24 protein-coding genes and 1 pseudogene are annotated in these 26,693 nt (G+C 73.6%); 16 read left to right on the top strand and 9 right to left on the bottom strand.

Going from position 1 to position 26,693, the window contains the following annotated elements; translation table 11 throughout:
• Positions 1 to 9: 9 nt before the first annotated feature.
• Both sufU and ACFY7H_RS31995 read left to right on the top strand, forming a co-directional pair.
• Positions 10 to 471 (top strand): Fe-S cluster assembly sulfur transfer protein SufU, encoded by a 462-nt coding sequence (gene sufU, locus ACFY7H_RS32000; protein ID WP_388945526.1) that lies wholly within the window; start codon positions 10 to 12, stop codon positions 469 to 471.
• A complete protein-coding gene (locus tag ACFY7H_RS31995) occupies positions 468 to 812 on the top strand; it encodes a metal-sulfur cluster assembly factor (RefSeq protein ID WP_007263433.1) in 345 nt (114 codons plus the stop codon). The genes sufU and ACFY7H_RS31995 overlap by 4 nt, the downstream gene beginning before the upstream one ends.
• Before the next feature lie 268 nt (positions 813 to 1,080).
• Here ACFY7H_RS31995 and ACFY7H_RS31990 read toward each other — a convergent pair whose 3' ends face one another.
• A complete protein-coding gene (locus ACFY7H_RS31990) occupies positions 1,081 to 1,956 on the bottom strand; it encodes a winged helix-turn-helix transcriptional regulator (RefSeq protein WP_388945522.1) in 876 nt (291 codons plus the stop codon).
• Between the two features lie 92 nt (positions 1,957 to 2,048).
• Here ACFY7H_RS31990 and ACFY7H_RS31985 point away from each other — a divergent pair, with 92 nt between their 5' ends.
• Together ACFY7H_RS31985 and dapD are read left to right on the top strand one after the other, a co-directional pair.
• Complete coding sequence (locus ACFY7H_RS31985; protein ID WP_388945575.1) at positions 2,049 to 3,317, top strand: MFS transporter; 1,269 nt, start codon at positions 2,049 to 2,051, stop codon at positions 3,315 to 3,317.
• 9 nt (positions 3,318 to 3,326) lie between these two features.
• Positions 3,327 to 4,307 carry a 2,3,4,5-tetrahydropyridine-2,6-dicarboxylate N-succinyltransferase gene (gene dapD, locus ACFY7H_RS31980; protein ID WP_388945519.1) on the top strand — a complete coding sequence of 327 codons (981 nt, stop codon included), beginning with the start codon at positions 3,327 to 3,329 and terminating at the stop codon, positions 4,305 to 4,307.
• 188 nt (positions 4,308 to 4,495) lie between these two features.
• Here the strand turns inward: dapD and ACFY7H_RS31975 are convergent, their stop codons facing one another.
• Together ACFY7H_RS31975 and ACFY7H_RS31970 are read right to left on the bottom strand one after the other, a co-directional pair.
• Positions 4,496 to 4,750, bottom strand: a complete 255-nt coding sequence (locus tag ACFY7H_RS31975) for a hypothetical protein (protein WP_388945515.1) — start codon at positions 4,748 to 4,750, stop codon at positions 4,496 to 4,498.
• A gap of 237 nt (positions 4,751 to 4,987) precedes the next feature.
• On the bottom strand, positions 4,988 to 6,829 hold the full coding sequence (locus tag ACFY7H_RS31970) for an endonuclease/exonuclease/phosphatase family protein (RefSeq protein ID WP_388945512.1): 1,842 nt from the start codon (positions 6,827 to 6,829) through the stop codon (positions 4,988 to 4,990).
• A gap of 342 nt (positions 6,830 to 7,171) precedes the next feature.
• Between ACFY7H_RS31970 and ACFY7H_RS31965 the strand changes: the two genes are divergently transcribed.
• Entirely contained in the window at positions 7,172 to 8,665 is a 1,494-nt protein-coding gene (locus ACFY7H_RS31965; protein ID WP_388945509.1) for a hypothetical protein, read from the top strand.
• A gap of 264 nt (positions 8,666 to 8,929) precedes the next feature.
• Entirely contained in the window at positions 8,930 to 10,387 is a 1,458-nt protein-coding gene (locus tag ACFY7H_RS31960; RefSeq protein ID WP_388945506.1) for an alkaline phosphatase PhoX, read from the top strand.
• Positions 10,388 to 10,478: 91 nt separating this feature from the next.
• On the opposite strand, the gene ACFY7H_RS31955 is transcribed toward ACFY7H_RS31960, so the two are convergent.
• The 4 genes from ACFY7H_RS31955 to ACFY7H_RS31940 form a co-directional block, all read right to left on the bottom strand.
• The gene (locus ACFY7H_RS31955) at positions 10,479 to 10,655 is read right to left on the bottom strand and encodes a hypothetical protein (protein WP_388945505.1); all 177 of its coding nucleotides are present in this window, start codon (positions 10,653 to 10,655) and stop codon (positions 10,479 to 10,481) included.
• 113 nt (positions 10,656 to 10,768) lie between these two features.
• The gene (locus ACFY7H_RS31950) at positions 10,769 to 11,974 is read right to left on the bottom strand and encodes a TerD family protein (protein WP_388945502.1); all 1,206 of its coding nucleotides are present in this window, start codon (positions 11,972 to 11,974) and stop codon (positions 10,769 to 10,771) included.
• A gap of 53 nt (positions 11,975 to 12,027) precedes the next feature.
• Positions 12,028 to 12,249, bottom strand: a complete 222-nt coding sequence (locus ACFY7H_RS31945) for a hypothetical protein (RefSeq protein ID WP_388945499.1) — start codon at positions 12,247 to 12,249, stop codon at positions 12,028 to 12,030.
• 41 nt (positions 12,250 to 12,290) lie between these two features.
• The gene (locus ACFY7H_RS31940) at positions 12,291 to 13,817 is read right to left on the bottom strand and encodes an aldehyde dehydrogenase (NADP(+)) (RefSeq protein ID WP_388945496.1); all 1,527 of its coding nucleotides are present in this window, start codon (positions 13,815 to 13,817) and stop codon (positions 12,291 to 12,293) included.
• Between the two features lie 136 nt (positions 13,818 to 13,953).
• On the opposite strand from ACFY7H_RS31940, the gene ACFY7H_RS31935 reads away from it, so the two are divergent.
• From ACFY7H_RS31935 to ACFY7H_RS31895, 9 genes are all read left to right on the top strand, one after another.
• Positions 13,954 to 14,754 (top strand): IclR family transcriptional regulator, encoded by an 801-nt coding sequence (locus ACFY7H_RS31935; RefSeq protein ID WP_388945494.1) that lies wholly within the window; start codon positions 13,954 to 13,956, stop codon positions 14,752 to 14,754.
• 94 nt (positions 14,755 to 14,848) lie between these two features.
• Positions 14,849 to 16,012 carry a hypothetical protein gene (locus ACFY7H_RS31930; protein WP_388945492.1) on the top strand — a complete coding sequence of 388 codons (1,164 nt, stop codon included), beginning with the start codon at positions 14,849 to 14,851 and terminating at the stop codon, positions 16,010 to 16,012.
• 107 nt (positions 16,013 to 16,119) lie between these two features.
• On the top strand, positions 16,120 to 17,457 hold the full coding sequence (locus tag ACFY7H_RS31925; protein ID WP_388945490.1) for a sensor histidine kinase: 1,338 nt from the start codon (positions 16,120 to 16,122) through the stop codon (positions 17,455 to 17,457).
• Positions 17,454 to 18,119 (top strand): response regulator, encoded by a 666-nt coding sequence (locus tag ACFY7H_RS31920; protein ID WP_388945487.1) that lies wholly within the window; start codon positions 17,454 to 17,456, stop codon positions 18,117 to 18,119. Before ACFY7H_RS31925 ends, ACFY7H_RS31920 begins: the two co-directional genes overlap by 4 nt.
• Positions 18,120 to 18,181: 62 nt before the next feature.
• Positions 18,182 to 19,630, top strand: a complete 1,449-nt coding sequence (locus tag ACFY7H_RS31915; protein ID WP_388945485.1) for a peptidoglycan D,D-transpeptidase FtsI family protein — start codon at positions 18,182 to 18,184, stop codon at positions 19,628 to 19,630.
• A 62-nt stretch (positions 19,631 to 19,692) separates the two neighbouring features.
• Positions 19,693 to 20,184, top strand: a complete 492-nt coding sequence (locus ACFY7H_RS31910; RefSeq protein ID WP_388945483.1) for a GNAT family N-acetyltransferase — start codon at positions 19,693 to 19,695, stop codon at positions 20,182 to 20,184.
• Between the two features lie 61 nt (positions 20,185 to 20,245).
• Positions 20,246 to 20,953, top strand: coding sequence for a DsbA family oxidoreductase (locus tag ACFY7H_RS31905; protein WP_388945479.1), 708 nt, complete (start codon positions 20,246 to 20,248; stop codon positions 20,951 to 20,953).
• Positions 20,954 to 21,181: 228 nt separating this feature from the next.
• A complete protein-coding gene (locus ACFY7H_RS31900) occupies positions 21,182 to 23,077 on the top strand; it encodes a DNA/RNA non-specific endonuclease (protein WP_388945476.1) in 1,896 nt (631 codons plus the stop codon).
• Between the two features lie 95 nt (positions 23,078 to 23,172).
• Positions 23,173 to 24,240: an aminotransferase class V-fold PLP-dependent enzyme gene (locus ACFY7H_RS31895; RefSeq protein WP_388945474.1), complete on the top strand. Its 1,068-nt coding sequence runs from the start codon at positions 23,173 to 23,175 to the stop codon at positions 24,238 to 24,240.
• Between the two features lie 77 nt (positions 24,241 to 24,317).
• Here ACFY7H_RS31895 and ACFY7H_RS31890 read toward each other — a convergent pair whose 3' ends face one another.
• Positions 24,318 to 25,391 (bottom strand): aminotransferase class V-fold PLP-dependent enzyme, encoded by a 1,074-nt coding sequence (locus tag ACFY7H_RS31890; protein ID WP_388945471.1) that lies wholly within the window; start codon positions 25,389 to 25,391, stop codon positions 24,318 to 24,320.
• Positions 25,392 to 25,458: 67 nt separating this feature from the next.
• Here ACFY7H_RS31890 and ACFY7H_RS31885 point away from each other — a divergent pair, with 67 nt between their 5' ends.
• Positions 25,459 to 26,553, top strand: a complete 1,095-nt coding sequence (locus tag ACFY7H_RS31885) for an amidohydrolase family protein (RefSeq protein ID WP_388945466.1) — start codon at positions 25,459 to 25,461, stop codon at positions 26,551 to 26,553.
• Here the strand turns inward: ACFY7H_RS31885 and ACFY7H_RS31880 are convergent.
• Positions 26,550 to 26,693: pseudogene (locus ACFY7H_RS31880) on the bottom strand (IS481 family transposase); the annotation flags it as partial. The gene ACFY7H_RS31885 and the pseudogene ACFY7H_RS31880 overlap by 4 nt on opposite strands.

Raw genomic sequence — 26,693 nt, 5'->3', positions numbered from 1 at the left:
GACGAGGCTGTGAAGCTGGATTCGATGTACCAGGAACTGATCCTGGACCACTACAAGCACCCGCACGGGCGCGGCCTTCGCGAAGGCGACGCCGAAGTGCACCACGTCAACCCGACGTGCGGCGACGAGATCACGCTGCGCGTGAAGTACGACGGGCAGACGCTCACCGACGTCTCCTACGAGGGTCAGGGCTGCTCCATCAGCCAGGCCAGCGCGTCGGTGCTCAACGAACTGCTGGTCGGCAAGGAGCTCTCCGAGGCGCAGAAGATCCAGGGCGTGTTCCTGGAGCTCATGCAGTCCAAGGGCAAGCTGGAGCCGGACGAGGAGATGGAGGAGGTGCTGGAGGACGCGGTCGCGTTCGCCGGTGTCTCCAAGTATCCGGCGCGCGTGAAGTGTGCTCTGCTGAGCTGGATGGCGTGGAAGGACGCGACCGCCCAGGTGCTGGGCGACGCGGAGAGGAAGACGGCATGACCGAGAACGCGACGCCCGAGGCGTCGATCAAGCCGGCCACCGAGGAGGAGGTCCGCGAGGCCCTCTACGACGTGGTCGACCCCGAGCTGGGCATCGACGTCGTCAACCTGGGCCTGATCTACGGCATCCACATCGACGACGCGAACATCGCCACCCTCGACATGACCCTGACGTCGGCGGCCTGCCCGCTGACGGACGTCATCGAGGACCAGGCGAAGTCGGCGACGGAGGGCATCGTCAACGAGCTCCGCATCAACTGGGTCTGGATGCCCCCGTGGGGCCCGGACAAGATCACGGACGACGGCCGCGAGCAGCTGCGCGCGCTCGGCTTCAACGTCTGAGAACCGCTGAGCGGACGCGTACGCGTACGCGTGAGGGCCCCCGGCACGGTCGTGCCGGGGGCCCTCACCGTTCCCGGGGCGGTACGGGCACCGTCGTCGCCTCGGCGCCCTTGTCGGCGTAGCCCGCCCAGTAGTTCCGGTTGGTGCCGGAGGGCGGCCTCGCCTCGCCGGTGATCGGGCCGATCGACAGGTCCTTCCGCGCGGTCCGGGGCTTGGACCGGTCCGGCGCCCGTACGGCGCCCCGGTGCAGCGGGCGCGGCCGGAAGGGTCAGGCGGTGCCGCGGACCGCTTCCAGGGCCGCCGTCACGCTCGCCCCGATGTCCGTGATCGGGTAGATCACCTCGCGCACCGTGCGGTCCCGGTCCACGACCAGCGTCAGCCGCTTGATCCGGCTCACCCCGGCCGCGCGGAACGTTGGCAGCCGCAGCGCCGTCACCAGGTCCAGTCCGGCGTCCGACAGGAGCGGGAAGCGCAGCCGCTCCTGTTCGGCGAACTCCCGCTGCTCGTCCGGCCGCTGCGTGGAGACCCCGTGGACGGTGGCGCCGGCGGAGGTGAACTCCGCGAGCTGGTCGCGGAACGTGCACGATTCGAGCGTGCAGCCCTTCGCGCCCGGGATCCCGGCCCAGCCGGGCGGGTAGGACTCGGCCCGGGCGTACGCGCCGGGGAAGCAGTACAAGACGGTGGACGGGGTGTCCGCCACCGGGTCGCGGAGCTCGCCGAAACGGTCCGGCAGCAGCAGCTCCGGCAGCCGGGTGCCGCGCAGCGCGTGGACGCGTACGGCCTCCTTCGAGGCCTCCTCGGTCGTCGCCGTCATCTCTCCCTCTCCCAGGACCCAGGTGTCGCCCCAGTCCTGGAGGGCCACCAGGACCGGCAGCAGCCCCCGCCCGCGCGGGGTCAGCCGGTACTCGTGCCGCACCGGGCGCTCCTGGTACGGCTCGCGCGTCAGCACCCCGGCCTCGACCAGCAGCTTCAGCCGCTCGGCGAGCACCTTGCGGGAGACGCCGAGCTCGCGCTGGAGCTCGTCGAAGCGGTACAGGCCGCGCGCGGTGTCGCGCACGATCAGCAGCGTCCACCAGTCGCCCACGACGTCCAAAGCCTGGGCGATGGAGCAGTCCGCATCGCCGAGGTGCGTGCGCTGGGCCATGGGAACTCCTTTGTCCGTTGACCCAAGGCTGTCATGCTGACATAGTCCGTTCCCAAAAGGAACTCACTACGAGGGTGCGGGGGAACGGTGTGCTGCAGGGGTTCAAGGACATACCGAGGGTTGTGCGGCTGCTGGCTGCGGGGGTCTTCGTCAACGCCGTCGTCAGCTGCACCTTCGTCTTCGTCTTCCTCTACCTGACCGGTCCGCGCGGCCTCGGCGCCGTGCAGGCCGGCGTGGTCACCGGCATCGGCGGCATCGGCCTGGTCGCGGGCAACTTCACAGGCGGCTGGTACGGCGACCGCTTCGGCCACCGCCGGGTGCTGCTCGCCGCCTCCGCCCTCGGCGGCCTCACCCTCACGGTCCTCCCGGCGCTGCCGACGGCGCTGCTGTACGCGGCCCTGCCGCTGGCCCAGTACGCCTCCGGCACGGTCCGGGCGGCGAACTCCGCGCTGGTGGCCGTCGCCGTCCCCGGGGGAGCGCGCCGCCAGGCCTTCGCTCTGGTGCGGAGCGCGGCCAACGGCGGCTTCACCCTCGGCGCGCCGCTCGGCGCCCTGGTCGCGGCCGGGCTCTCGTACGACTGGCTCTTCCTCGGCGAAGGCCTCGGCACCCTGCTGCTGGCCCTCTGGACGGCCCGCGTCGTCCCCGCGCGCGGAGCCTCCCGCACGCCCGCCGCGGCCCCGGACGGGGGTCTGGGCCGCGGCGGGGTGTGGGCGGAGCTGCGGGCGCGGCCCGCGGTCCTGGTGCTGCTCGGCGCCATCCTCGTCGCGGACGTGGTCTACCGCCAGCACTACTACACCTTCCCGGTGTTCCTCGCCGACCACGGCCTCGACGCCCGTGCCTTCGGGCTGGTCATCGCCCTCAACGGGGCCGTCGTCCTGCTGCTGGAGCTGCCCGCCGCCGTCGCCCTGCGGTCCCGCCCGCCGCTGGCGGTCGTCGGGGCGGGGCTGGTACTGGTCGGCGCCGGGTACGCGGCACTGCTGCTGGGCGCGGGGGTGGCGACCGCCGTCGCCATGATGGTGCTGCTGAGCGTCGGCGAGATCCTCTACAAGAGCACCGCCACCGCGTACGTCGCCGACCAGGCGCCCGCGCACGCCGTCGGACGGTTCCAGAGCCTGTACGCCGGGGTCTCCGTCAGCGGGGTCGTCCTCGGCCCGCCGGCCGGCGGCGCCCTCTACACGGCGGCGCCCTGGCTGCTGTGGCCGCTGTGCGCCGCGCTGGCGGCGGGAGCCGGGGCGGTGCTGCTCCGGCTGTCGGCACGGCAGCGGCGCCCGGCCGCCGGGGCCCCCGGGGAGGGCGCGCAGCCGCACGCCGCGCGCCCGGCACCTGAGACCGGTTCGCGACCGCGGCCCGTCGCCGGTTAGGTTTCGGGCATGACTGCTACGCGTACCACCGGCGCCGTCGCCGCCGGACTTGCCACCATCGCCGCCGACGGCACCGTCCTCGACACCTGGTTCCCCGCCCCCGAGCTGGCCGCCGAGCCCGGCCCGGCCGGCACCGAGCGCCTCACCGCCGAGCAGGCCGTGGAGCTCCTCGGCGCGGCCGCGGCCAAGGCCATCCGCTCGGACGCGGTCCGCGGGGTCGAGGTCGTAGCCGTCCGCACCGTCATCGCCTCCCTGGAGGACAAGCCGCTGGACGCGCACGACGCGTACCTGCGCCTGCACCTGCTGAGCCACCGCCTGGTCAAGCCGCACGGCCAGAACCTGGACGGGGTCTTCGGCCTGCTCGCCAACGTCGCCTGGACCTCCCTGGGTCCGGTCGCCGTCGACCAGGTCGAGACCGTCCGCCTGAACGCGCGCGCCGAGGGCCTGCACCTCCAGGTCACCTCCATCGACAAGTTCCCCCGCATGACCGACTACGTCGCCCCCAAGGGCGTGCGCATCGCCGACGCGGACCGCGTCCGCCTCGGCGCGCACCTCGCCGAGGGCACCACCGTCATGCACGAGGGCTTCGTCAACTTCAACGCCGGCACCCTGGGCACCTCCATGGTCGAGGGCCGCATCTCGGCGGGCGTCGTGGTCGGCGACGGCTCCGACATCGGCGGCGGCGCGTCCACCATGGGCACCCTCTCGGGCGGCGGCAAGCAGATCATCTCGATCGGCGAGCGCACCCTGGTCGGCGCCGAGGCGGGCATCGGCATCGCGCTGGGCGACGAGTGCGTCGTCGAGGCCGGCCTCTACGTCACCGCGGGCACCCGCGTGACCCTGCCGGACGGCCAGATCGTCAAGGCCCTGGAGCTCTCCGGCGCCGACAACATCCTCTTCCGCCGCAACTCGGTCACCGGCGCCGTCGAGGCCCGCCCGTACAAGGCGAACTGGGGCGGCCTCAACGAGGTCCTGCACAGCCACAACTGACGCCCGGCCGGCCGCGCCCGCCGTCCGTCACCACCGAGTGCCCTCCCGCCGGAAGCGGGAGGGCACTCGCCGTTGGTCCGGCGGGCCGCCCCCGGCCCGGCTGCGGCCGGCGCCGCGTGCACATGCCGGAACGCCCCTCGCGCGAAAGGGGCGAGGGGCGTTCCGGGACGGCTTCGGGCGGGACCCCGTCAGCTCGGGGCGATCGTGCGGATCAGGCCCGCGAAGGCCTGCTCCTCCGCCTCGGTCAGCTGTACCGACTCCATCGGGTGCGTGTCCGCGCGGCGCTGGGCCGGGATCACCGGCAGGCCCTCGTGGACGGCCGGCTCGGGCTGGTGGAAGCGGCTGTCCCACAGCATGTGGCCGAGGCCGAAGACCCAGACGAGGGCGGCCACGGCGAGGACGGCGAGGCCGATCTCCTGGACGAGCGAGATGGAGGGGAACACGAGCGGTCCTCCCGGAGTGCGGGGGTACAAGGAGGGCAAGTTCGGGCGTGGGGACACTCAACACCACAACCGGAAGATTTTGGCCCCGGTGTGTCCAGCGTCACGCCAGGGCCGAAAGCCCCGGCTCCCCCGCGCGCGAAGCCGCGGCGGGCCACCGCCCCGCCGCTCCGCGCGGATCCGTACCGCCGCCACCGGGGCCCGGCCGCCGGGAGGACGGCCGGGCCCCTGGGGTGCGGGTTACGGGCGGAAGCGCAGCACCTGCGGGTCGTGGTCGCTGTTCTGCGCGGCGAACTCGGCGTTGATGTGCACGCTGTCGTAGCTGAAGTTCTTGATCGACGGGCTGGTCAGGATCTGGTCCAGCACCTGCGCGTTGCCCTGGAAGACGTAGGAGTAGCGTTCCGTCTTCGGCAGCGACTTGATCGCCGAGTAGAGCGCGCCGCCGTCCTCCAGCGCCTGCGTCGTCGCGGAGAACTCGAAGTCGTTGATGTCGCCGAGCGCGAGCACGGACGCGTTCTTGTCGACGGCCAGCAGCTGCTTCACGAAGCCGTTCACCGACTGCGCCTGCAGGAGCCGCTTCGCCTCCGACTTGCGCACCGGCGGCTGGTGGTGCGAGGTCAGGGCCTCGTCGCCGCCCTTGGAGCCGAAGTGGTTGGCGATCACGAAGACCGTGCGGCCGCGGAAGACGAACTCGCCGGCCAGCGGCTTGCGGCTGTCGGCCCACGCCGGGTTCGCCGGGTCGATCCGGCCGGGGGAGTGGGTCAGGGCGGCCTTGCCCCTCTCCGTCGTCACACCGGTCGCCGTCGCCGCGTCGCCCGCGGCGCGGTCGGTGAAGGAGACCCGCGCCGGGTTGAACAGGAACACCTGGCGGATGTTGCCGCCGGGCTCGCCGCCGTCCTTGTTGTTCTCCGGGGCGACGGAGCGCCACTGGTACGCCGGGCCGCCCGCCGCCTTGATCGCGTCGGTGAACTTCGTCAGCGTCTGCTCGGCGGAGACGGTGCCGTCGTTCTTCGCGCCGTTGTCGTCCTGGATCTCCTCCAGGGTCACGATGTCGGGCGAGGCCAGGTTGGTCACGACCGCCTTGGCGAGGTTGTCGAACTTCTCCTGCGGGTCGGTCGGGTCGAGGTTCTCCACGTTGTACGTGGCCACCGCGAGCTCGCCGGGCGACTGGGGCTTGGTCTTCTCGGGGGCCAGGGTGCCGGCCTTCACCGTGCCGAGGGTGCGCGCGGCCAGCGTGTAGCCGCCGAACTGGTTGAAGTCGAGGGGGCCCTCGGTGGTGCCGGTCAGCCGGTCGCCGACGTTGGCCACCGGGAAGGGCTGCTGCGCGAGCGGCGCGAGCTGCTGGATCTGGAGGCGGCCGGTGTTCTGGGACTCGTACGAGCCGTAGACGGTCCCGCCGCGCTTGGCGGCGTTCTCCCAGCCCTTCACCGTCACCCACAGCTCGGCGTGCGGGGACGTGGCGCCGACCACGCGCGAGGTGCCGATGCGGACGTTCATGCCCTCGAGGGACTCGTAGTGGTCCAGGGCGTAACGGGACGGCTCCAGGGTCAGGCCGTTGACACTGCCGCCGGCGGCCGGGTCGCCGGCCGGGGCGTACTCCGCGGGGACGGTGTACTCGGTGATCGCGGTGGCGGCGGGCAGCGCGTTGCCCGGGGAGACGACCGTCACCGCGGGCTTGCTGATCTGGGTGACGGACTGGTTGCCGGAGTTCGCGCCGCCGGGGACGTACTCGCCGACCGTGCCGGAGACCTTGACGGCGTCGCCGACGGAGACGGTCGGGGCGGAGCCGGTGAAGACGAAGACGCCCTCACTGGTCGCCGGGTTGTCGTCGGCGTCCGGGTCCTGGATCCAGAAGCCGCGCGAGCCGTAGGTGCGCACGCCCGTGACGATGCCCTCGACGTCGGCGACCTGCTTGCCGTTGAAGGGGGAGATCCGGGTCGTGCCCTGGATGTCGTGGATGCGTATCGGATCGGCGGACACGGCGCCTTCGGCCGCGTCGGCCGTGCCCACGAGCAGGCCGGTGGCCAGGGCGGTGGCCACGAGGGCGGCGACGGCGGCGGAACGGGGATGCGAGGAGCGCATGGGCGGGAACTCCGGTGTGTGGAGGAGGGGGGTGCGGGCTCTTGACGGCCCATGTACATCTACGCGCGTCAATTTCCTGGGTGACCAGGGACGTTGTCAAGGCCTCCAGGGGATACGGAGGCTGGCTGTGGGATGAACCAAAGGCGATGGCCGCCGGGCCTGCCCCGATTGCGTCTACGCTGGGTCGCCGCAACGGGCCTGACGGCCCGTCCGCGTGTGTTTTCGGCCACACGTCCGAATGGCATCCCGCCAGGCGGACGCCGCCACCCCGTCCGTCCCACCGCTCGCCCACCGTTCAGCCGCCCCACCGCCCCGCGCGTCCCGTCCGAGGAGAACCACCCCATGTCCGCAGAGCCGCACCCCACGCTGCCGCCGGTACGGCTGCACTCCGATGCGGAGCTGGCCCGCGACGCCCTCGTCGCCCCGCTGTTCGCCCGCGCCGTCCGCCTCGCCCGCTGGGCCGGACCCGACACCCGTGTGGACGTCGGCGGCGAACTCGCCCCCGACCAGCTGCCCGAGGCCGCCGAGGTCCTCGGCCTCGACGCCGCCGACGAGGACTCCCCCGTGCACGCGAGCCAGGCCTGGCGGGTGGCCGTCGACACCGGCCTCGTCGACGTGACCGAGCCGGAGGAGGACAGCGGCGACGGAGCCGAGGCCGGCGAGCCCGAATACGGCACCGCCACCCCCGGCGAGGACCTCGCCCTGCTGGCCGGCGGCGCGCCCGGCGACGTGCTCGACCTGTGGCTGGCCGCCCTGGACACCGTCCTCGCGGACGCGGCCGTACCCGACCTGGACGACCTCGTCGACGCCCTCGACGCGGGCGGCGAGATCGACTTCGACCGCCTCGACTGGAACCCCCAGCGCGAAGCGGACTTCCTCGACGGAGTGCTCGCCAACCTCTACCTGCTCACCGTCACCGAAGGCGGGGCGGGCGACGCCCCGGTGCCGCTGCCGGTGCTCGCCGCGTCGATGATCGTGCCGGACGAGATGGGCGACCCGACCGACGCCGTGCTGGAACAGGTGTCGGACGCGATGATGCGCCTCGACGACCAGTTCCGGCAGCTGGAGCCCATCGGGCTCGTCGAGTACCGCCCCGTGGACGAGGCGCTGCTGGCCGAGGCGGACGAGCCCGGCGACACCGCCGCCGGGCGGCCGGGGGAGGAGGACGACGAGGACGTGTCCCGGTACGGGATGGTACGGCTGACCCCGCTCGGCCTGTACGGCGTCCGCGCCCGGATGCTCGAAGCCGGGGTCGAGGCCCCCGCCGTCGGCGAGCTGGCCGACAAGGGCGCCGACGCGCTGCTCGACGCCGTCTCCTTCTACCCGGAGGAGGCCGCCCAGGCCGAGATCGAGCAGTGGCTGGCCGGGCGCGAACTGCCGGACGCCGTCGCCGAACTGCTGGCCGCCGCCCGCGGTGACGACGAGGGCGCCCCGCTGCGCCGGCTGCGCTGCCAGCAGGCACTCGCCCCGGCCGGGCCGGAGGCCGAGCCGGCGGTCCGCGCCGTCCTGGACGACCGGGAGCTGGGCGGGCTCGCCCGGGTCTGGCTCGCCGAGCACGGGGTGACCGGCGTACCGGCGCCGGACGGGGAGATGGTGTTCTGGCTGACGGTGGACACGATCGCGGCGCAGCTCGCCGCGGACGGGGAGACCGAGGAGCTGCCGCTGCTGATGCGGAGCCTGACGGAGCACCACACCGGCTTCTTCGAGCAGGTGTGGCGGGTGGAGCACCCCGCCACCGCGTACGTCCTGGAGGCGATGGGACGGCTGCACCCGGACAAGAAGGCCGCGAAGGAGGCGCGCAAGGCCGCCTTCAAGGCCCGCTCCCGGCAGCCCTGACCCGGCGGGGTGCGGTGGGGGCTGCCGGCCGGACGGGGGATCAGGTGCGCGTCGCGCCGTGGGACCGGGCGGCCCCGGGTGTCCGTCGGGGTCCGCCGGTGGTGGACAACAGGCCGAATCCGGGGCCGGAGCTCGCCATTCCGCCGACCGGCAAGGGCTCGGTCCGCATTCGCGGGTAGTTCAGCCGCCGTTCACGTACGGGCGGGAGCGTGTGCGCCTGCGACCGTACGTCAGGCGCACCACCTCCCCACCCCTGGAGACCCGATGCCCCTCAGCCGCAGAGACTTCACCGCCCGCACCGCACTCGCCGGTGCGGGCGTCGCGCTCACCGGGACGGTCGGCGCCCTCGCCACCGCCCCCGGGGCCCTGGCCGCCGACGACCCCCGGACCGACGGGACCGACACCCCCGACGCACACGGCCGCCCGCACGCCCCCGGCTACGGACCGCTCGTCGCGGACCCCGACGGACTGCTGGCCCTGCCCGCCGGTTTCGGCTACCGCGTGATCACCCGCACCGGCGTCACCACCCTCGACTCCGGCGAGAGCACCCCGTCCAACCACGACGGGACCGCCGCCTTCGAGGGGCACCACGGAGTCACCCTGCTCGTCAACAACCACGAACTGAAGGGCCCGCGCAGCCGCTGGGCGCACCCCGTACCGCTCGCCGAGGGCCTCGTCTACGACCCGGCCGCGTCCGGCGGCTGCACCGTCGTGGAGGTCCGGCGCGGCGGCGAGGTCGCCGAATGGGTGGGCATCGCCGGTACGTCGACCAACTGCGCCGGCGGCGCCACCCCCTGGGGCACCTGGCTGACCTGCGAGGAGACCGAGGACCTGGCCGGGAAGAACGGCATGACCAAGGACCACGGCTACGTCTTCGAGGTCGACCCGCACGACCGCCGGGCCAACCGCGACCCGCGGCCCGTCAAGGCGTTCGGCCGGTACGCGCACGAGGCCGTCGTCATCGACCCGCGCCAGGGCCACGCCTACCTGACCGAGGACGCCTCGGGCCCCAACGGGCTCCTCTACCGCTGGACCCCGCCGCACGGCTTCCGGCACGGGCGCGGCAGGCTGCGTACCCTCGCCGACGACGCCGGAGTGCTCGCGGCCGCCAAGTGCTTCGACAGCCACGGCCGGTTCGTGGACGACCTCTCGCGCGCCACGAGGACGGGCACCGTGTACGGGGTGGACTGGGTGGAGGTGAGCGACCGCGACGCGCGCGGCCTTCCGGTGCGCAAGCAGTTCGCGGCCGGCGCCGTCACCAGGGGGCGCAAGCTGGAGGGGATGTGGTGGGCCGACGGGGGCGCCTACTTCGTCTCCTCCTACGCGAGGGAGGAGAGCCCGGGCGCCGCGCACGACGGCCAGGTGTGGTTCTACGACCCCAAGCGGCGCACGGTCCGCCTCGTCGTCCTGATCGGCGTCAACCGGGACCCGTCCGCCGAGGGGGGCCACGACGGCCCCGACAACATCACCGTGTCGCCGTACGGGGGTCTGGTCATCGCCGAGGACGGCGAGGGCCGCCAACACCTGCTCGGCGCCACGGAGTCGGGCCGCGTCTACCCGCTGGCGCGCAACGAGCTCAACATCGGGACGGCCGAGGAGCCGGAGTACTCGGAATTCGCCGGGGTCTGCTTCTCCCCGGACGGGCGCACCCTGTACGCCTGCATCCAGGACCCGGGCATCATGGTGGCCATCACCGGCCCCTGGCGGCGCTCCCCGCGCTGACGCGGACGCCTGGCGGCCGCGCCCCGGCCGAAGTGGCGCTCCCGTAAGGGCAGGACGGCGTCCCGGGGCACCCCTGTGCCCCGGGAACGCTTCACCGGACGGTGGCCAGCTCCTCGGCGCGCGAGGCCGCTGCCCACTCCTCGAGCAGGAACTCGTACGCTTCCGAGGGCCACTCACCGTCCCAGGTCTCGACCAGGTGCCGTATCGCCTCGTTCGCCTCGGCGGCGGACGGACGCGCGGGACCCGCGGGCCGGAGTGTGTTCTGCATGGCTCCAAGGCTACGGGCGGGCACTGACAGCCACCTCCGGATTACGCGTGGCATCCATCACCCGGATCACCGCCGCCCGGCTCACCGGCACCGGCATATGCCCGCCTACCTGCTCAGAGTGCCTGCGAGGCGGGTTTGACCATGCCGCGCACTGTGCGGGACTTCACAAACTCGCCCATGGCCGTCATCTCCCATTCACCGGAGAACTGCTTGATGAGCTTGGCCATCATGACCCCGGTCTGCGGCTCGGCCGTGGTCAGGTCGAAGCGGACCAGCTCCTCCCCGCTCGCCGCGTCCATCAGCCGGCAGTAGGCCTTGGCGACCTCGGTGAACTTCTGGCCGGAGAAGGAGTTCACCGTGAAGACCAGCCCGGTGGCGTCGGCGGGCAGCCGGCCGAGGTCCACGACGATGACCTCGTCGTCCCCGGCGCCCTCACCCGTGAGGTTGTCCCCGGAGTGCTTGATGGCGCCGTTCAGGATCGACAGCTTGCCGAAGTAGCAGCTGTCGATGTGGTTGCGCTGCGGGCCGTAGGCGATGACGGACGCGTCGAGGTCGATGTCGCGGCCGCGGAAGGCCGGCTCCCAGCCCAGCCCCATCTTCACCTGGGACAGCAGCGGGCGGCCGCCCTTGACCAGCGAGACGGTCTGGTTCTTCTGGAGGTTGACCCGGCCCTTGTCGAGGTTGATCTTCCCGGCGCCCAGGGGGGCGGGCGAGGCGGGGGGCGCCGCCGGCACCGGCGGGGCGGTCGGGATCACGGGCGCGGCCGGGGTCACGGGCGCGGGGGCGGCCGGGGCGGCGGCCGCGGGCGGGGCCGGCTCCTCCTCCACGGACACCCCGAAGTCGGTGGCGATGCCCGCGAGGCCGTTGGCGTACCCCTGGCCGACCGCGCGCACCTTCCAGACACCGCCGCGCTGGTAGATCTCGACGACCACGAGGGCGGTCTCCGACCCCAGCCGCGGCGGGGTGAACGTGGCGATCACCGCACCGCCGGCCGCGTCCCGCACGGTGGCGGTGGGCTCGACGCCCTGGAACGTCTGCCCGGCCGCGTCGGGACTGGCGGTGACCACGATCCGCTCGATGCCGGGCGGCAGCGCGCCGGTGTCCACGGTGATCGAGTCAGGCGCCGAACCGCCGCCGGACCGGTACTCGACACCGGGCCCGGAGGGCTGGTTGTAGAAGATGAAATCGGCGTCGGAGCGCACCTTGCCGTCGGCCGTGAGCAGCAGACCCGACACGTCGAGACGCACCGGGGCAGCCACGTCCACCGTCACACGGGCGGTGTCGAGCGGCAGGTTGGAACCAGGGGTCATAGCGGTCATGACCGGAGAACGACCGGAGGCCCTTTGCCGTTCCCTTACCCTCGGCCCGGATTTCAGCGCCGGTTGCGGGGGTGGTTCCGGGCGGTGCGCTCGTTGCCGAACTTGTAGGCGCCGGTCCAGCGGGCCATCACCAGCTGCGCGTCACCGGACTCGACCTCGGCCAGGAACCTGTCGGCCCGGGCGCCCCGAAGGGTGCCCGCGGCGCGGCCCCGGTGCGTGATGCGGACGGTGCGGTCGCCGTGCACCTCGTACGTGAACCCCTGCGGCTTTGGCATGGAGCGCAGCCTGCCCCGCCGGGAGCGGGGCGGCAACCCGATTACCCGGCGCCGGTCACGCGGCGCGGCACGCCCAGCGGGTTGGCCTCGCGCAGCTCGGGCGGAAGCAGCGCGTCCGGCACCGACTGGTAGGCCACGGGGCGCAGCCACCGCTCGATCGCGGTGCCGCCGACGGAGGTGGAGTGCGCGGTGGCCGCCGGGTACGGGCCGCCGTGGTGCTGGGCCGGGGCCACGGCGACGCCGGTCGGCCAGCCGTTCACCACGATCCGCCCCGCAAGCCCCGTGACCTGCGCGATCAGCGCGGCAGCTGGCCCCGGTGCGCCCTCGGTCTCGGCGTGCGAGAGCTGGAGGGTGGCGCTGAGGTTCCCGCCGAGCCGGCCCAGTACCCCGGCGGCCTCCCGCGGATCGGCGTACCGGACGACGACGGTCACCGGGCCGAAGCACTCCTCCAGCAGCACCTCGTGGGCGCCGTCCGCCAGCAGGGCGGCCGCGGGCACGCTCAGGAAACCGGCGCCGACGGCGTGCTCGCCGTGCGGGCCCGGGGTGACGGGCGCGGTCACACCGGGGAGGGCGGCCCGCTCCCGGACGCCGGCGAGGAAGCCGTCCCGCATCCGGTGGTCGAGCAGGACCCCGGGGCCGGTCTCGGCGAGGGACTTGGCGAGCGCGCCGGTGAGCCGGTCGCCGTCGGGGCCGTCGGGGACCAGGACCAGGCCGGGCTTGACGCAGAACTGGCCGACGCCCAGGGTGACCGAGCCCGCGAGTCCGGCACCGATCTCCTCGGCGCGCTCGGCGGCGGCCGCCGGGGTGACCACGACGGGGTTGAGGGAGCCGAGCTCGCCGTGGAAGGGGATCGGCACCGGCCGCGCGGCGGCCGCGTCGAACAGTGCCCGCCCGCCGCGGAGGGAACCGGTGAACCCGGCGGCGGCCACCAGCGGGTGGCGGACCAGCTCCAGCCCGGCGTCGAAGCCGTGGACCAGGGCGACCAGTTCCGCCGGCAGCCCGCACGCCACCGCCGCCCGGCGCAGCAGTGAGGCGCACAGCTCCGAGGCGGCCGGATGGTCGGGGTGGGCCTTGACCACCACCGGGCAGCCCGCGGCCAGCGCGCTCGCGGTGTCCCCGCCGGGCACGGAGAAGGCCAGCGGGAAGTTGGAGGCGGCGTACACGGCGACGACGCCGAGCGGCACCTTGTAGCGGCGCAGCTCGGGGCGCGGCGGGCTGAGGGTGGGGTCGGCGCGGTCGATCCGGACGTCGAGGTAGGAGCCCTCCTCGACGGCGTCGGCGAAGGCGCGCAGCTGGCCGGTGGTGCGCGCCAGTTCGCCGCTGAGGCGGCCGGGGCCCAGCGCCGTCTCCGCGTCGGCCGTCTCCACCACGAGCGGGCCGGCCTCGTCGAGCAGCCCGGCGGCCGTGCGCAGGAAGCGGGCCCGGACGGCGGCGTCGGCCAGGGAGCCGCGGGCGGCGTGGGCCGCGCGTACGGCCCGGTCCACGTCCTCGGGTGTGGCTTCCACCGCAACCGGTTCGCGCTGCTTCCCGGTGCGGGGGTCCACACTCCAGACTGGTGTCGCTGCCATGGCCCGCTACCTCCTGGACCGTTCAGTATTCTGAACGGCGTTCCGGTGGATGAATGATCACTTCTCTTGCGGACTCTATTTCCGCGCCCACCGGGTGACAAGAGGCGATCAGAGCCGACCAGAGGGGAAGAGGCGTATGACGACAGCCGAGACGGCCGGGCCGGCCGAGCCGGGGGTGCCCGCGACGGCGGCGCCGGTGAAGTCGGCGGTGCGCACGGTCATGCTCCTGGAGCACTTCGCGGCCCGGCCCGGCCTGCACAGCCTCGCCGACATCCAGAGCGACCTCTCGCTGCCCAAGTCGAGCCTCTACATGCTGCTGCGCACGCTGGTGAACCTGGGCTGGGTGGAGACCGACGCCACCGGTACGCGGTACGGCATCGGCGTACGGGCCCTGCTGGTCGGGAGCTCGTACATCGACGGGGACGAGGTGGTGGCGGCGGCCCGGCCCACCCTGGACCGGCTCTCCGACGACACCACCGAGACCATCCACCTGGCGCGGCTGGACGGGACGAGCGTGGTCTACCTGGCCACCCGGCAGTCCCAGCACTACCTGCGGCCCTTCACCCGGGTGGGGCGGCGGCTGCCCGTCCATTCGACCGCGCTCGGCAAGGCTCTGCTGGCCACGCACACCGACGCCGAGGTGCGCGCGCTGCTGCCGAAGCGGCTGGAGGCGGTCACGGAGCACACCATCACCGACCGGGAGCAGCTGGTGGAGGAGCTGGCGCTGGTGCGGGAGCAGGGGTACGCGGTGGACCGGGAGGAGAACACGCTGGGCCTGCGGTGCTTCGGCGTGGCCATCCCCTACCGGACGCCGGCGCGAGACGCGGTGAGCTGTTCGGTGCCGGTGGCGCGGCTGACGGACGGGCACGAACGGCTCATCAAGGCGGCCCTTTTCGAGGCGCGGGACCGGCTGTCGGTCGTGACGCGGCGCATGTGAGGAGCCGCGCCGGACACCGCCTCCCCCGTGCGGGGGAGACGGTTCACCTTCGTGGGGGAGGCGGCGGGGGGCGGGTACGGGCGACCGTGGGGACATGACCACAGGAGCAGTCCACGCGGAGCAGCCGACCGGCCCCATCGACCTCATCGACCCCATCCACGCCACCGACGCCTCGAACCCGGCGACCGCGCGGAACGCGACCACGGCGACGGCCGCGGGGAACGCGACCACGGCGACGGCCGCGGGGAACGCGACCACGGCGACGGCCGCGGGGAACGCGACCACGGCGACGGCCGCGGGGAACGCGACCACCGCGACGGGCACGACGGCCGGGCGGACCGGGCGGCGGATCCTGCGGGCCGTGGCGCTGGCCGCCACCCTGCCGTACCTGACGCTCAAGACGGCCTGGCTGAGCGGGAGCGACATCGGCATACCGGCGGGCAGCGTACTGCTGAAGGGCGGCCTGCCGGTCACCGTGGCCAACGCGGTGACGCTGGCCATGGACGCGACCCTCATCGTGCTCGTGCTGGCGCTCACCATGCCCTGGGGCAGACGGTTGCCGGGATGGCTGCTGGCCGTTCCGGCGTACGTCGCCTCCGGGCTGCTCACCCCGATAGCCCTGGGGTTCCCGGCCCAAGTCCTCGTCAAGGCCCTGGGCATGGGGGCCGGGGAAGCCGTGGAGGCGGCCCGGGAACCCTTCCTCGACCCCTGGGTGTTCACCGTCGTCTACAGCGGTTTCATCCTCCAGGGGATCGCCCTCGCCGGTCTCTTCGTCTCCTATGCGCGGGAGCGCTGGGGCGACGGCCGGCAGGGCGCGCCGGAGCGGCGGCTCCCGTCTCCCACGGGGGTGGGGGCGGGAACCGCCGCGCTGGCGGGCGGCGCGGTGGGCGCGGCGTTCCTCTACTGGGCCTTCGGCGGGAGCGCCGGGCTGCCCGCCCAGCAGGTGGCGCTCTACTCGGCGGAGACCGGCGTGGTGTCGGCGGCGCACGCGGTGTGCGCGCTCGCCGCGGCGGTGGGGGCGGTGCTGCTGGCCCGGGGCGGGCGCCCGGCGCGGTGGCCGCTGGCCCTCACCTGGATCGGCTCGGCGGCGACGCTGAGCTGGGGGGCGTGGCTGCTGAGCGCCGCTCTCGGGGTGGACTTCGGGACCGGCGAACAGGCCACCGCCGTCACCTACCTGACCTACGCTGGCCAGATGATCACCGGGCTGCTCGCCGCAGCGGTCCTCGTCCGCCACCTCCCCTCCCGCCGAGCGCGCTGAGGCGGTGCGGGCGGCCCTCGGGCGCGGGGCGGGGGCCCGGGGGCGGCATTGCGGCGGGGGACGGGCGGGCCGGGACGAGCGGCCCGCAGGGGGAAAGGGGGGAGGGCATGAGCGGGACCGGGGCGGTGCGCGGGACGGGGGCGGTGCGCCGGTGGTGCGGGATCGTGCTGGGGGCGCGGGCCCGGCTGCGCTGGGTGCACCTGGTACTCGGCGGGGCCCTGCTGATGCCGTACTTCCTGCTCAGCGAGGTGGTGGTCGGCATCGCCGCCGGCGGGGTCAATGCTCTGTCCTCCTTCCCCCTGACCCTGGTCGCGTACGCCGCCGCGCTGCCGCTGGTCGCCGTCACCGGGCTGTACGGGCTCGTCCGGCCGCTGTCGGCGTCGGCGGTGCGGACCCTGTGCGAGGTGCCGGGGGAGCCGCCGGCCGACGGGCCCGCCCGGTCGTGGGGGGCGCGGTGGCGGGCCTCCGCCTGGTGGACCCTGCACCTGGGGGTCGGGGCGGTGATCAGCGGGATGACCCTCGCGGCGACGCCCGCCGCGCTGGTGCTGATCCTGCTGCCGTTCTCCGGCTCCCTGCGCCGGGCGTCCGTCGGGGCGGGCTGGCTCGTCACCGGGGCGTACCGCTACGTCTCCCCGCTGCTCGGGGTGGGGCTGCTGACCCTGGTCGTCCTGAGCTCCGCGGCGGCGGGGGCGCTGCTCGCCCGGCTCGCGCCCGTACTCCTCGGGCCGACCGCGGCGGACCGGCTGGCCGCCGCCGAGGAGCGGGCCGCGGACCTCGCCGTACGCAACCGGCTGGCCCGGGAGCTGCACGACGCCGTGGGGCACGCCCTGAGCGCCGTCACCCTCCAGGCGGGCGCGGCCCGGCGGGTGCTCGACCGCGATCCGGAGTTCGTACGGGAGGCGCTCGCCGCGATCGAGGAGACCACCCGGCGCACCGTCGGCGAGCTCGACACGGTGCTCGGCCTGCTGCGGGACGGCGACCCCGCCCGGGCCGACGCCGCACCCGCGCCGACCCTCGCCGCCGACCTCGAGGGGCTGCTGTCCCGCACGAGGGCCGGCGGTACCACCGTCACCGTCCAGCAGGACCCCGGGCCCGCCGGGGACTGGGAGCAGCTCCCCGCCATCGCCTCCCGCGAGGCCTACCGGATCGTCCAGGAGGGCCTGAGCAACGCCCTGCGTCACGGCCGGGGCCCCGTCGCCCTGCTGATCCGCGTCCACACCCCCGACCGCCACCGCGAACTGGAGATCACCATGACCAACCCGCCGGCCCAGGCCCCGGCCGCCCCCGAGGGCGAACGGCGGCGCACCACCGGGGGCCGCGGACTGCGCGGCGCCGCCGAGCGCGCCGCCCTGCTCGGCGGCAGCGTCGAGGCCGGTCCGCACGAGGGCCGGTGGCGCCTGCGCGCGGTGCTGCCGCTCGGCGCCGCCACCGGAGCCGGGCGATGAGCCGGCCGCCGCTGCGCATCGTCGTCGCCGACGACGAGCGGATGGTCCGTACCGCCCTGCGGGTCATCCTCGAAGCGGAGCCCGACATGGAGGTCGTCGGCGAGGCGGCCACGGGCGCGGAGGCCGTCCCGCTGGTCCGCTCCCTGTCCCCGGACGTGGTGCTGATGGACGTCCGCATGCCGGAGATCGACGGCATCCGCGCCACCGGGCAGATCCTGCGGTCCATGACCGACCCGCCCCGGATCGTGGTCGTCACCACCTTCGAGAACGACTCCTACGTCTACGACGCGCTGCGCGCCGGCGCCTCCGGGTTCCTCCTCAAGCGCGCCGACCCCGACGAGCTGATCGGCGCGGTCCGCCTCGTCGCCCGGGGGGACTCGCTGCTCTTCCCGGCGGCCGTGCGCTCCCTGGCCGCCGCCCACACGCCGTCCGCCCCGCCCGCGGCCCCGGCCTGGGCGGCCCGCCTCACCGACCGGGAGGCGGACGTCCTGCGGCTGATGGCCACCGGACTGTCCAACCACGAGATGAGCGAGCACCTCGGCGTCGGCCCGCAGACGGTCAAGACCCATGTGGCCGCGGTCCTCGCCAAAACGGGCTCCCGCGACCGCACCCAGGCCGTCATAGCCGCCTACGAGGGGGGCTTCATCATGAGGAAAGGCTGAGAACCCGGCCACAATCGGGGCGCGGCGGAACGCCCACGGCCGCTCGTACGTCCTTCTGGGGGATGAACAAAACGATCAGGCGTGCGTCGGTCTTCTGTCTGCTTCTGGTGCTGGCCCTCATGGTGCGGGTCACCTGGGTGCAGGCGTACCAAGGCCAGGCCCTCGCAGACGACAAGAACAACAGGCGCAACCTCATCGGGCAGTACGAGAACCCGTTGGGGAACATCATCGTGGGCGGTGAGGCGATCACCGGTTCCACGCAGACGGGCGGCAAGGACTTCGCGTACAAGCGGACCTATGTGGACGGTCCGCTCTACGCCCCGATCACCGGACACAGCTCCCAGGCCTTCGGCACGACCATGCTGGAGGGCGTCTACAAGAACATCCTCAACGGCTCGGACACCCGGCTGAAGACGATGATGGACATGCTCACCAACAAGCGGGCGGATCCGGGCAACGTCCTGACCACCATCGACAAGGGTGTGCAGAAGACCGCCTACGACGCCCTCGGCGGCAAGCAGGGGGCGGCCGTGGCCATCGACCCGGCGACCGGCCGGATCCTCGCCGTGGTCAACAACCCCTCCTACGACCCGGGCCGGATCACGGGCGCCAACGACTCCGCCGCCTGGGAGGAGCTGGCCGCCGACAAGGGCAAGGCCATGGAGAACGTGGCGCTGCGCAAGCCCCAGGCGCCCGGCTCCACCTTCAAGCTGGTCACCCTCGCCTCGGCGATCGAGAACGGCCTGGTGACCAGCATCGACACGCCGACGGGCGTTCCGGGCGCGTACACGATCCCCGGTACCCGCACCAAGCTGCCCAGCGAGGCGGGCGACGAGGCCTGCAACAACGTCTCTGCCCGCACCGCCCTCAAGCTGTCCTGCAACAACGTCTTCGCCGAGCTCGCCTCCAAGCTCGGCCAGGACAAGATGCGGGCGACGGCGGAGAAGCTCGGCTTCAACACGCAGATCGACACCCCCGTCCGCACCAACCCGCCGAGCAAGTACCCCACGAAGAAGCTGTCGGTCGACCAGGTCGCGCAGACGGGAATCGGCCAGTTCGACGTGCAGGCCACCCCCCTGCAGATGGCCATGGTGACCGCCGCGATCCAGAACGGCGGCAAGCTGGTCGCCCCGCACATGGTCTCCGAGGTCACCGACGCCGACGGCAACGTGCTGGAGGACTTCAAGGACCGGAAGACGGAGCAGGTGATGAGCCCGAAGACGGCCTCCATGCTCCAGGACGCCATGCGTACGGTCGCCACCGAGGGCGGCGGCAAGCCCGCGCAGGTCGCGGGCGCCGAGGTCGGCGGCAAGACGGGTACCGCCCAGCGCGGCGTCAACAACAACATCCCGCCGCTGGCCTGGTTCACCTCGTACGGCAAGGCGGGCGGCAAGCAGATCGCGGTGGCCGTGATGATCGAGAACTCGGACACCGACCGTTCCGAGATCGGCGGCGGCAAGCTGGCCGCGCCGATCGCCCAGAAGATGATGGCGGCCTGGCTGAAGAAGTAACCGCCCCGCCCACGGGTCCGCGCGCCGGGAACCGACACGGTTCCCGGCGCGTTCCCCTTCTCATGATCCGGACCGCACGCGCCTCCGACCTCGACGCCATCGCGGCCCTGCACACCCGGGCCCGGGCCACCTACTACCGGGGCCGCGTCCCCGAACAGGCCTACGCGGGCGAGACCGAGCTCGCCCGCACCCGCGAGGGCTGGTCGCGGGCGGTGGCCCGGCCCGCCGCCCAGGGGCGGGTCCTGTGCGCGGAGCGGGAGGGCGAGGTCATCGGGGTGGCGGCCTACCTCACGGCCGACGGAGTGACCACCCTGACCCAGCTCCACGTCGACCCCGGCCACTGGCGCCGCGGCACCGGAGCCGCCCTGCACGCCGCCTGCCTCGCCGGGTGGCGGCGGGCCGGGATCGAGCGGGTCCGCCTGGAGGTCTACGAGCACAACCTGCGCGCCCAGGCCTTCTACGCCTCCCGCGGCTGGCGGCCGGAGCCCGACGGCGGGCCCGCCGGCTCCCACCGCACGCTCTGGCTGGAGGTGGGCCCGGCGTCCGGGGAATGAGACGGAACACCAGTTGGTTGAACCGCAAACCGATTGGTCCTCCCTGGAGAGAAGAAGGAACATGCGCGTCGAGATCTGGAGCGACATCGCCTGCCCGTGGTGCTACATCGGCAAGGCCCGGTTCACGAAGGGGCTGGCCGAGTTCGCTCACCGCGACGAGGTGGAGGTCGTCTTCCGGTCCTTCGAGCTGGACCCGAACGGCGCCAAGGGCGTCACCGCCCCCGTCCTGGAGATGCTCGCCCGCAAGTACGGCCGCACCCTCGAGGAGGCGCGCGGCATGGAGGAGCACGTCGCCGCCGGCGCCCGCGCCGAGGGGCTGGAGTACCGGACCGAGGGCCGCGACCACGGCAACACCTTCGACATCCACCGCCTGCTGCACCTGGCCGCCGCCCGGGGACGGCAGGAGGAGCTCCTCGACCTGGTGTTCCGCGCCCACTTCGCCGAGGAACGGTCCGTCTTCGACTCCGAGGTGCTGCTCGCGCTGGCCGTGGAGGCCGGGCTCGACGAGGCGGAGGCCCGTACGGTCCTCGCCGACGGCTCCGCCTACGCGGACCGGGTACGGGCCGACGAGCGCGAGGCGGCCGAACTGGGAGCCAACGCCGTGCCGTTCTTCGTCCTGGACCGGCGCTACGGCATCTCCGGCGGGCAGCCCGCCGAGGTGTTCACCCGCGCGCTGGAGCAGGCCTGGGCCGGGCGCGAGACGGTGGAGACGGCCGCGGACGCCGGTGCCTGCGAGCCCGACGGCGCCTGCGCCGTCCCCGGGGCCTGAACCGCCGCCTCCCGATCGGGGGCGCCCGCGTACCTCCCGTACCGGGCGCCCCACCGCCGTGGCCCGCACCGCCCGTGCCCGGCCGGCCGCCCGGCGCGCCCGCCCGGGGGCTCCGCCGTAGGCTGGACGTGCGCGCACGGCGCGGGTTCCGGCCTGCTCCCGGTGCGCCGGTCGGCTTCGGCTTCAACCAGCTCGGGGACCTCGACTCCTTTGCGGAAGGAGACCCCGATGACCGCCAGGAAGCGTGCGTCCGCCAAGGCCGGGTCCGGGGCCGCCACCCCGGCGGACGGGCAGGACAGGCTCATCAGCTCGGCCAAGCAGTACATCCGTACCCACGGGTCCAATTACCTCAAGGACCCCAACATCTCCTCGGTCGGCATCGGCTACAAGGAGACGAAGGGCAAGCGGAGGAAGGAGCTGACCCTCCAGTTCACGGTCGACACGAAGGTGCGGCCGGAGGGGATGCGGGCCCTGGGCACCACCGAGATACCCCCGGTCGTCGACATCGGCGGCGGCATCGTGCTGCCCACCGATGTGATCGAGCGCAGCTACCGGCCGCACTTCCTCGTCGTCCCCGAGGCGCGGACGCCGGAGCGGCAGAAGCGCGTCGACCCGGTCCGGCCCGGTGTGAGCGTCGGGAACGTCCGGCTGCACGCGGGCACCCTCGGCTGCATCGTCTACGACAAGAACGACGGCGCCCCCTGCCTGCTGAGCAACTGGCACGTGCTGAACGGCCGCAAGGGCAAGGCGGGCGACGAGGTCGTCCAGCCGGGGACGGACGACGACAGCCGCTTCGCCGCCAACCGGATCGGCGCACTTCGTCGCGGCCACCTGGGCACCCTCGGGGACTGCGCCGTGTCCACCGTCACCGGGCGCGGGATCGACACCGCCATCCTCGGCCTCGGGGTCACCCCGAAGCAGCTGGGCGAGCCGCAGATCGACGACAAGGTCGTGAAGTCCGGGCGGACCACGGGCGTCACGCACGGGATCGTGACCCGCCCCTTCGTCAAGGTCCGTGTCCCCTACGGGCCGCCGACGGGGGTGAAGGAGATCGAGTGCTTCGAGATCGGCCCCGATCCGCGGCACCCCGCGGACGGCGGTGAGATCAGCACGTTCGGCGACTCCGGTTCGGCCTGGATGTTCAAGACGCGTTCGGGCAGGCCCTCGGACGTACTGGCCGGCCTGCACTTCGGCGGTGAGGACGAATCCGATCCCGTGGACCGGGCGCTCGCCTGCTTCCCGCGCGCGGTGTTCGAGCAGCTGAAGGTCACCCTGGAGGCGCCGTCCACCGCCTCGCTGGAATCCCTGACCGGGTACGACCCCGGTTTCCTCGCCGTACCGGTCGGCACGCCGTCGCTCAACCCGTCGGTCAAGGACACCGCGGTACGGCTCGACGGCTCCGAGGTGATTGCGTACACCCACTTCTCGCTGGCGCTGAGCAAGCCGCGGCGCTTCGCCATCTGGGTGGCCTGGAACATAGACGGCGGCGCGCTCAAGGCGCTCAAACGCCCGAGGGACTTCTTCAAGGACCCGCGCCTGCCGTCCGGGGTCCAGGTCGACAACGAGCTGTACAAGGACAAGGGCGGCAAGGTCAACCGCCTCGACCGGGGTCACATAGCGCGCCGCGCCGACCTCTGCTGGGGCCCGCTTCCCGAGGCGCAGCGGGCCAACAAGGACTCGTTCTTCTACACCAACATCGCCCCGCAGATGGACGACTTCAACCAGAGCAAGCGCGGCGGCATCTGGGGAAGGCTGGAGGACGCGGTGTTCGAGGACGTCGACGTCGACGACCTCAAGGTCAGCGTGTTCGGCGGGCCGGTCTTCCAGGAGGACGACCGGGAGTTCCGCGGCGTGCGGATCCCGCGCGCGTTCTGGAAGGTCATCGCCTACTCCGAACACGGCACGTTCAAGGCCAAGGCCTTCCTGCTGGCGCAGAACATCGTCCTGCCGGAAGCCCTCGAACTGGACGAGTTCCGGGTGTTCCAGGTCAAGGTCGCGGAGGTCCAGAAGGCGGCCCACATCCGCTTCCCCGCCGTGATGACGGACGCGGACACCCTGGTGGTACCGGAATCCCTGGAGGAACGGGCCCCGCTGGAAAGCCAGGCGGACATCGACTGGAGCTGAGCGCAGCGGGCCTCGGCTCCCATAAGCCTACCTTTGGGCAAATATGCAAAACTCCGCAATGGACTTTTAGGTGGCGTCGCCGCAGAGTGGACGGCATGGATCTTCCGCTCTCCGACGTGACCCGGGCGTGCGCCGCCGAGTTCGCGCACTCCACCACCTACCTCAACACCGCCGGCGCGGGCGTCCTGCCCCGGTCCGCCGTCGCCGCCGTACGTGGGCTCGCCGAGGCGGCCGGCGCCGGCCTCCCGGCCGGAGCCGGCGATTTCGACCGCGTCGAGCGGGTGCGGGCCGCCTTCGCCCGGCTCGTCACGGTCGACCCGCGGCGCGTCGCCGTCGGGTCGTCCGTCGCCACCCACGTGGGCCTGATCGCGGCCTCCCTGCCCGTCGGCGCCGAAGTCCTCGTGCCGGAGCGGGACTTCGCCTCCGTCATGAACCCGTTCGTGCTGCGCGGCGACCTCAAGGTCCGCTTCGCCCCGCTGGAATCCCTCGCCGAAGCCGTCCGCCCGGACACCGCCCTGGTCGCGCTGAGCGCCGTGCAGTCCGCCGACGGCCGTACGGCGGACCTCGCCGCCGTCCGCGCCGCGACCGCCGCGCACGGCGCCCGGATGCTCGTGGACGCCACCCAGGCCGCGGGCTGGCTGCCCTTCGACGCCTCGCCGTACGAGTACACCGTCACCGGCGGCTACAAATGGCTGCTCGGCGGCCGCGGCGCCTCGTACCTGACGGTCTCCGCGGAGGCCCAGACCGGACTGACCCCGCTGCACGCGGGCTGGGTGGCGGCCGAGTCCAAGTGGGAGGCCGTCTACGGCCCCATGCGGCAACTCGCCGCCGACGCCCGCCGCTTCGACGAGTCGGCGGCCTTCCTCCCCTACTACGCGGCCGAGCCCTCCCTGGCACTGCTGGAGCGCATCGGCGTCGAGGCCGTCCACGCCCACGACACCGCACTCGCCGCCCGCTACCGGGCCGGGCTCGCCCGCCTCGGGCACCAGCCCGTCCCCGGCGCCGCCGCGATCGTCTCCGTACCGGGCCTGGCCCACCGCCAGCCCGCCCTGGCGGCCGCCGGGATCCACACCTCCGCCCGGGAGGACGCCCTGCGGGCCTCCTTCCACCTCTACAACACCGAGGCGGACGTCGACCGGCTGCTGGACGTGCTGTCCGGCTGACCGGCGCCGGACCCGGACTGCGGCGCCGGACCCGGACCGATCCGGCGCCGGACCGAACCGGCGCCGGATCCGGTCCGCTACGCCGCCCAGGCCGCCGAAGCCGCGGCCAGGGCCGGCGCCGGATCCGCGCCGAGGGCCCGGGCAAGCGCCCCCAGCGCGGCCCCGACCGCTTCCGGCGAGGCCGCCGGGCCGTAGTGGTTGACCCGCACCATCTCCCGGGCCAGCGCCCCGCCGCCCGCCGCGAGCGGGGCCGAGGGGTCCGCCGCCAGGGCCTTCGCCACCACCGGCGAGGCGTCCGCGACCCGCAGCGTGGTCGCCACCGGCGCCGCCTGAGCCGGGTCCCCGACCCACGGGGCGACGCCCAGCGCCGCCGCGCCCGCCCGGGTGGCCCGGGCCGCCGCCGCGTGCCGCCCCAGCACGCCCGCGGGCCCCTCGGCCGCGATCCGGTTCAGGCAGGCCTCCAGTGCCAGCATCTCCAGCTGCGCGGGCGCGTGGAGCAGCGCCTTGCGGCCGCCGTCGATCCAGCGCTCCTTCCAGTCGAGCAGCGAGAGGTACGAACGGCGCGGGGCGGCCGGGTTGGCCGCGAACCGCTCCCAGGCGCGCCCGCTCACCGACACCGCCGACACCCCCGCCGGGCCGCCCATGGCCTTCTGCGCGCCGATCACGCACAGGTCCACGCCCCACGCGTCCGGCAGCAGCGGCTCGGCTCCCACCGACGCCACCGCGTCCAGCATGAACAGCGCCCCGTGGGCCCGTACCGCCTCGCCGATCTCCGCGACCGGATTGGTGTTGCCGGTGGCCGCCTCGGCGTGCACCAGCGAGACGAAATCGATCTCCGGGTGAGCGGCCAGCGCCCCGGCGACCTGTTCACCGGTGACGGCCGTGTCGAAGGGCACCGCCAGGTCCACCACCTTCGCCCCGGCGTCGCGCAGCCAGTTGCCGAACGTGGTCCCGTACGGCCCGGTGACGATGTTCAGCGCCGTCGAACCCGGCCGTGCCCCCGAGCGGATGCACCCCTCCAGCGGGAGCAGCGCCTCGCCCTGGGTGACCACCACGTCGTTCCGGGTGTCCAGCAGCCGCGCGACCCCCCGCTCGATCGACGCGAAGTGCTCGGCGGTCAGCGGCGGCAGGTCCAGCAGGGGGTGGGTCACGTCGGTGCTCTCTTCGTCATCCGGGGTTACCGGCCGAGCCTACCCAGCCCGCACGTACAGTGCGGGCATGAGTGATCACAACGGTGTGCTCCATGTGAAGGGGCGGGTACTGGTCGGGCCCCACGAGGTGCGCGACGAGCTGTGGGTCGTCGGCGGACGGGTCTCCTTCGAGCGGCCGGCCGCCGCCCGCGAGGTCACCACGGTCACCGGCTGGGCCCTGCCCGGCCTGGTCGACGCCCACTGCCACGTGGGCCTCGACGCCCACGGCCCGGTCGACGCCCCCACCGCCGAACGGCAGGCCCTCACCGACCGGGACGCCGGCACCCTCCTCATCCGCGATGCCGGATCCCCCTCCGACACCCGCTGGATCGACGACCGCGAGGACCTCCCGAAGATCATCCGGGCGGGCCGCCACATCGCCCGCACCCGCCGCTACATCCGCAATTACGCCCACGAGATCGAGCCGCCCGAGCTCGTGGAGTACGTCGCCCGGGAAGCCCGCCGCGGCGACGGCTGGGTGAAGCTGGTGGGGGACTGGATCGACCGCGACGCCGGTGACCTGACGGCCTGCTGGCCCCGCGCCGAGGTCGAGGCCGCCATCGCGGAGGCACACCGGCTCGGGGCCCGGGTCACCGCCCACTGCTTCGCGGAGGACTCGCTGCGGGACCTGGCCGAGGCGGGCATCGACTGCGTCGAGCACGCCACGGGGCTCACCGAGGACACCATCCCGCTGTTCGCGGAACGCGGCGTGGCGATCGTGCCGACCCTCGTGAACATCTCGACGTTCCCGAAGCTGGCGGCGGGCGGCGAGGCGAAGTTCCCCCGCTGGTCGGCGCACATGCGGCGGCTGCACGAGCGGCGCTACGACACGGTCCGGGCGGCCTGGGACGCGGGCATCCAGGTGTACGTCGGCACGGACGCGGGGGGTTCCCTGCCGCACGGCCTGGTCGCCGCCGAGGTCGCGGAGCTGGTGAAGGCCGGGATCCCGCCGCTGGACGCCCTCTCGGCGACGGCCTGGGCCGCACGCGACTGGCTCGGCCGGCCCGGCCTGACCGAGGGCGCCCCCGCCGACCTCGTGGTCTACGCCACCGACCCGCGGGCCGACGTACGGGCCCTGGCGCAGCCGGAGCGGGTCGTCGTGAACGGGGTGGTCCGGGCCTAGGTGTATTGACCCGCAGGGTTGTTCACGCGGCTGATGGGTGGGTGTCCGCCCAGTGCGGTGTGGCTGCGGTGGTGGTTGTAGGTGTGGAGGAAGTCTGCCAGGGCCGCTGTCCGTTCGTCGTTGGAGGTGTAGGGCCGTAG

It is taken from the genome of Streptomyces sp. NPDC012794, from assembly GCF_042901085.1.
Classification (GTDB): domain Bacteria; phylum Actinomycetota; class Actinomycetes; order Streptomycetales; family Streptomycetaceae; genus Streptomyces.
Note: the sequence above shows the minus strand (reverse complement) of the source record. Positions and strands in the feature narration are given on the sequence as shown.

What these genes read in the sequence shown, in the direction of transcription:
- dapD (WP_388945519.1), top strand. Translation starts at nt 3,327, where the DNA reads ATGACTGCTACGCGTACCACCGGCGCCGTCGCCGCCGGACTTGCCACC.
- ACFY7H_RS31885 (WP_388945466.1), top strand. Translation starts at nt 25,459, where the DNA reads ATGAGTGATCACAACGGTGTGCTCCATGTGAAGGGGCGGGTACTGGTC.
- ACFY7H_RS31990 (WP_388945522.1), bottom strand. Translation starts at nt 1,956, where the DNA reads ATGGCCCAGCGCACGCACCTCGGCGATGCGGACTGCTCCATCGCCCAG.
- ACFY7H_RS31955 (WP_388945505.1), bottom strand. Translation starts at nt 10,655, where the DNA reads ATGCAGAACACACTCCGGCCCGCGGGTCCCGCGCGTCCGTCCGCCGCC.
- ACFY7H_RS31935 (WP_388945494.1), top strand. Translation starts at nt 13,954, where the DNA reads ATGACGACAGCCGAGACGGCCGGGCCGGCCGAGCCGGGGGTGCCCGCG.
- ACFY7H_RS31915 (WP_388945485.1), top strand. Translation starts at nt 18,182, where the DNA reads ATGAACAAAACGATCAGGCGTGCGTCGGTCTTCTGTCTGCTTCTGGTG.
- ACFY7H_RS31930 (WP_388945492.1), top strand. Translation starts at nt 14,849, where the DNA reads ATGACCACAGGAGCAGTCCACGCGGAGCAGCCGACCGGCCCCATCGAC.
- ACFY7H_RS31945 (WP_388945499.1), bottom strand. Translation starts at nt 12,249, where the DNA reads ATGCCAAAGCCGCAGGGGTTCACGTACGAGGTGCACGGCGACCGCACC.
- ACFY7H_RS31895 (WP_388945474.1), top strand. Translation starts at nt 23,173, where the DNA reads ATGGATCTTCCGCTCTCCGACGTGACCCGGGCGTGCGCCGCCGAGTTC.
- ACFY7H_RS31970 (WP_388945512.1), bottom strand. Translation starts at nt 6,829, where the DNA reads ATGCGCTCCTCGCATCCCCGTTCCGCCGCCGTCGCCGCCCTCGTGGCC.
- ACFY7H_RS31960 (WP_388945506.1), top strand. Translation starts at nt 8,930, where the DNA reads ATGCCCCTCAGCCGCAGAGACTTCACCGCCCGCACCGCACTCGCCGGT.
- ACFY7H_RS31905 (WP_388945479.1), top strand. Translation starts at nt 20,246, where the DNA reads ATGCGCGTCGAGATCTGGAGCGACATCGCCTGCCCGTGGTGCTACATC.
- ACFY7H_RS31965 (WP_388945509.1), top strand. Translation starts at nt 7,172, where the DNA reads ATGTCCGCAGAGCCGCACCCCACGCTGCCGCCGGTACGGCTGCACTCC.
- ACFY7H_RS31910 (WP_388945483.1), top strand. Translation starts at nt 19,693, where the DNA reads ATGATCCGGACCGCACGCGCCTCCGACCTCGACGCCATCGCGGCCCTG.
- ACFY7H_RS31920 (WP_388945487.1), top strand. Translation starts at nt 17,454, where the DNA reads ATGAGCCGGCCGCCGCTGCGCATCGTCGTCGCCGACGACGAGCGGATG.
- ACFY7H_RS31900 (WP_388945476.1), top strand. Translation starts at nt 21,182, where the DNA reads ATGACCGCCAGGAAGCGTGCGTCCGCCAAGGCCGGGTCCGGGGCCGCC.
- ACFY7H_RS31925 (WP_388945490.1), top strand. Translation starts at nt 16,120, where the DNA reads ATGAGCGGGACCGGGGCGGTGCGCGGGACGGGGGCGGTGCGCCGGTGG.
- ACFY7H_RS31940 (WP_388945496.1), bottom strand. Translation starts at nt 13,817, where the DNA reads ATGGCAGCGACACCAGTCTGGAGTGTGGACCCCCGCACCGGGAAGCAG.
- ACFY7H_RS31995 (WP_007263433.1), top strand. Translation starts at nt 468, where the DNA reads ATGACCGAGAACGCGACGCCCGAGGCGTCGATCAAGCCGGCCACCGAG.
- ACFY7H_RS31950 (WP_388945502.1), bottom strand. Translation starts at nt 11,974, where the DNA reads ATGACCGCTATGACCCCTGGTTCCAACCTGCCGCTCGACACCGCCCGT.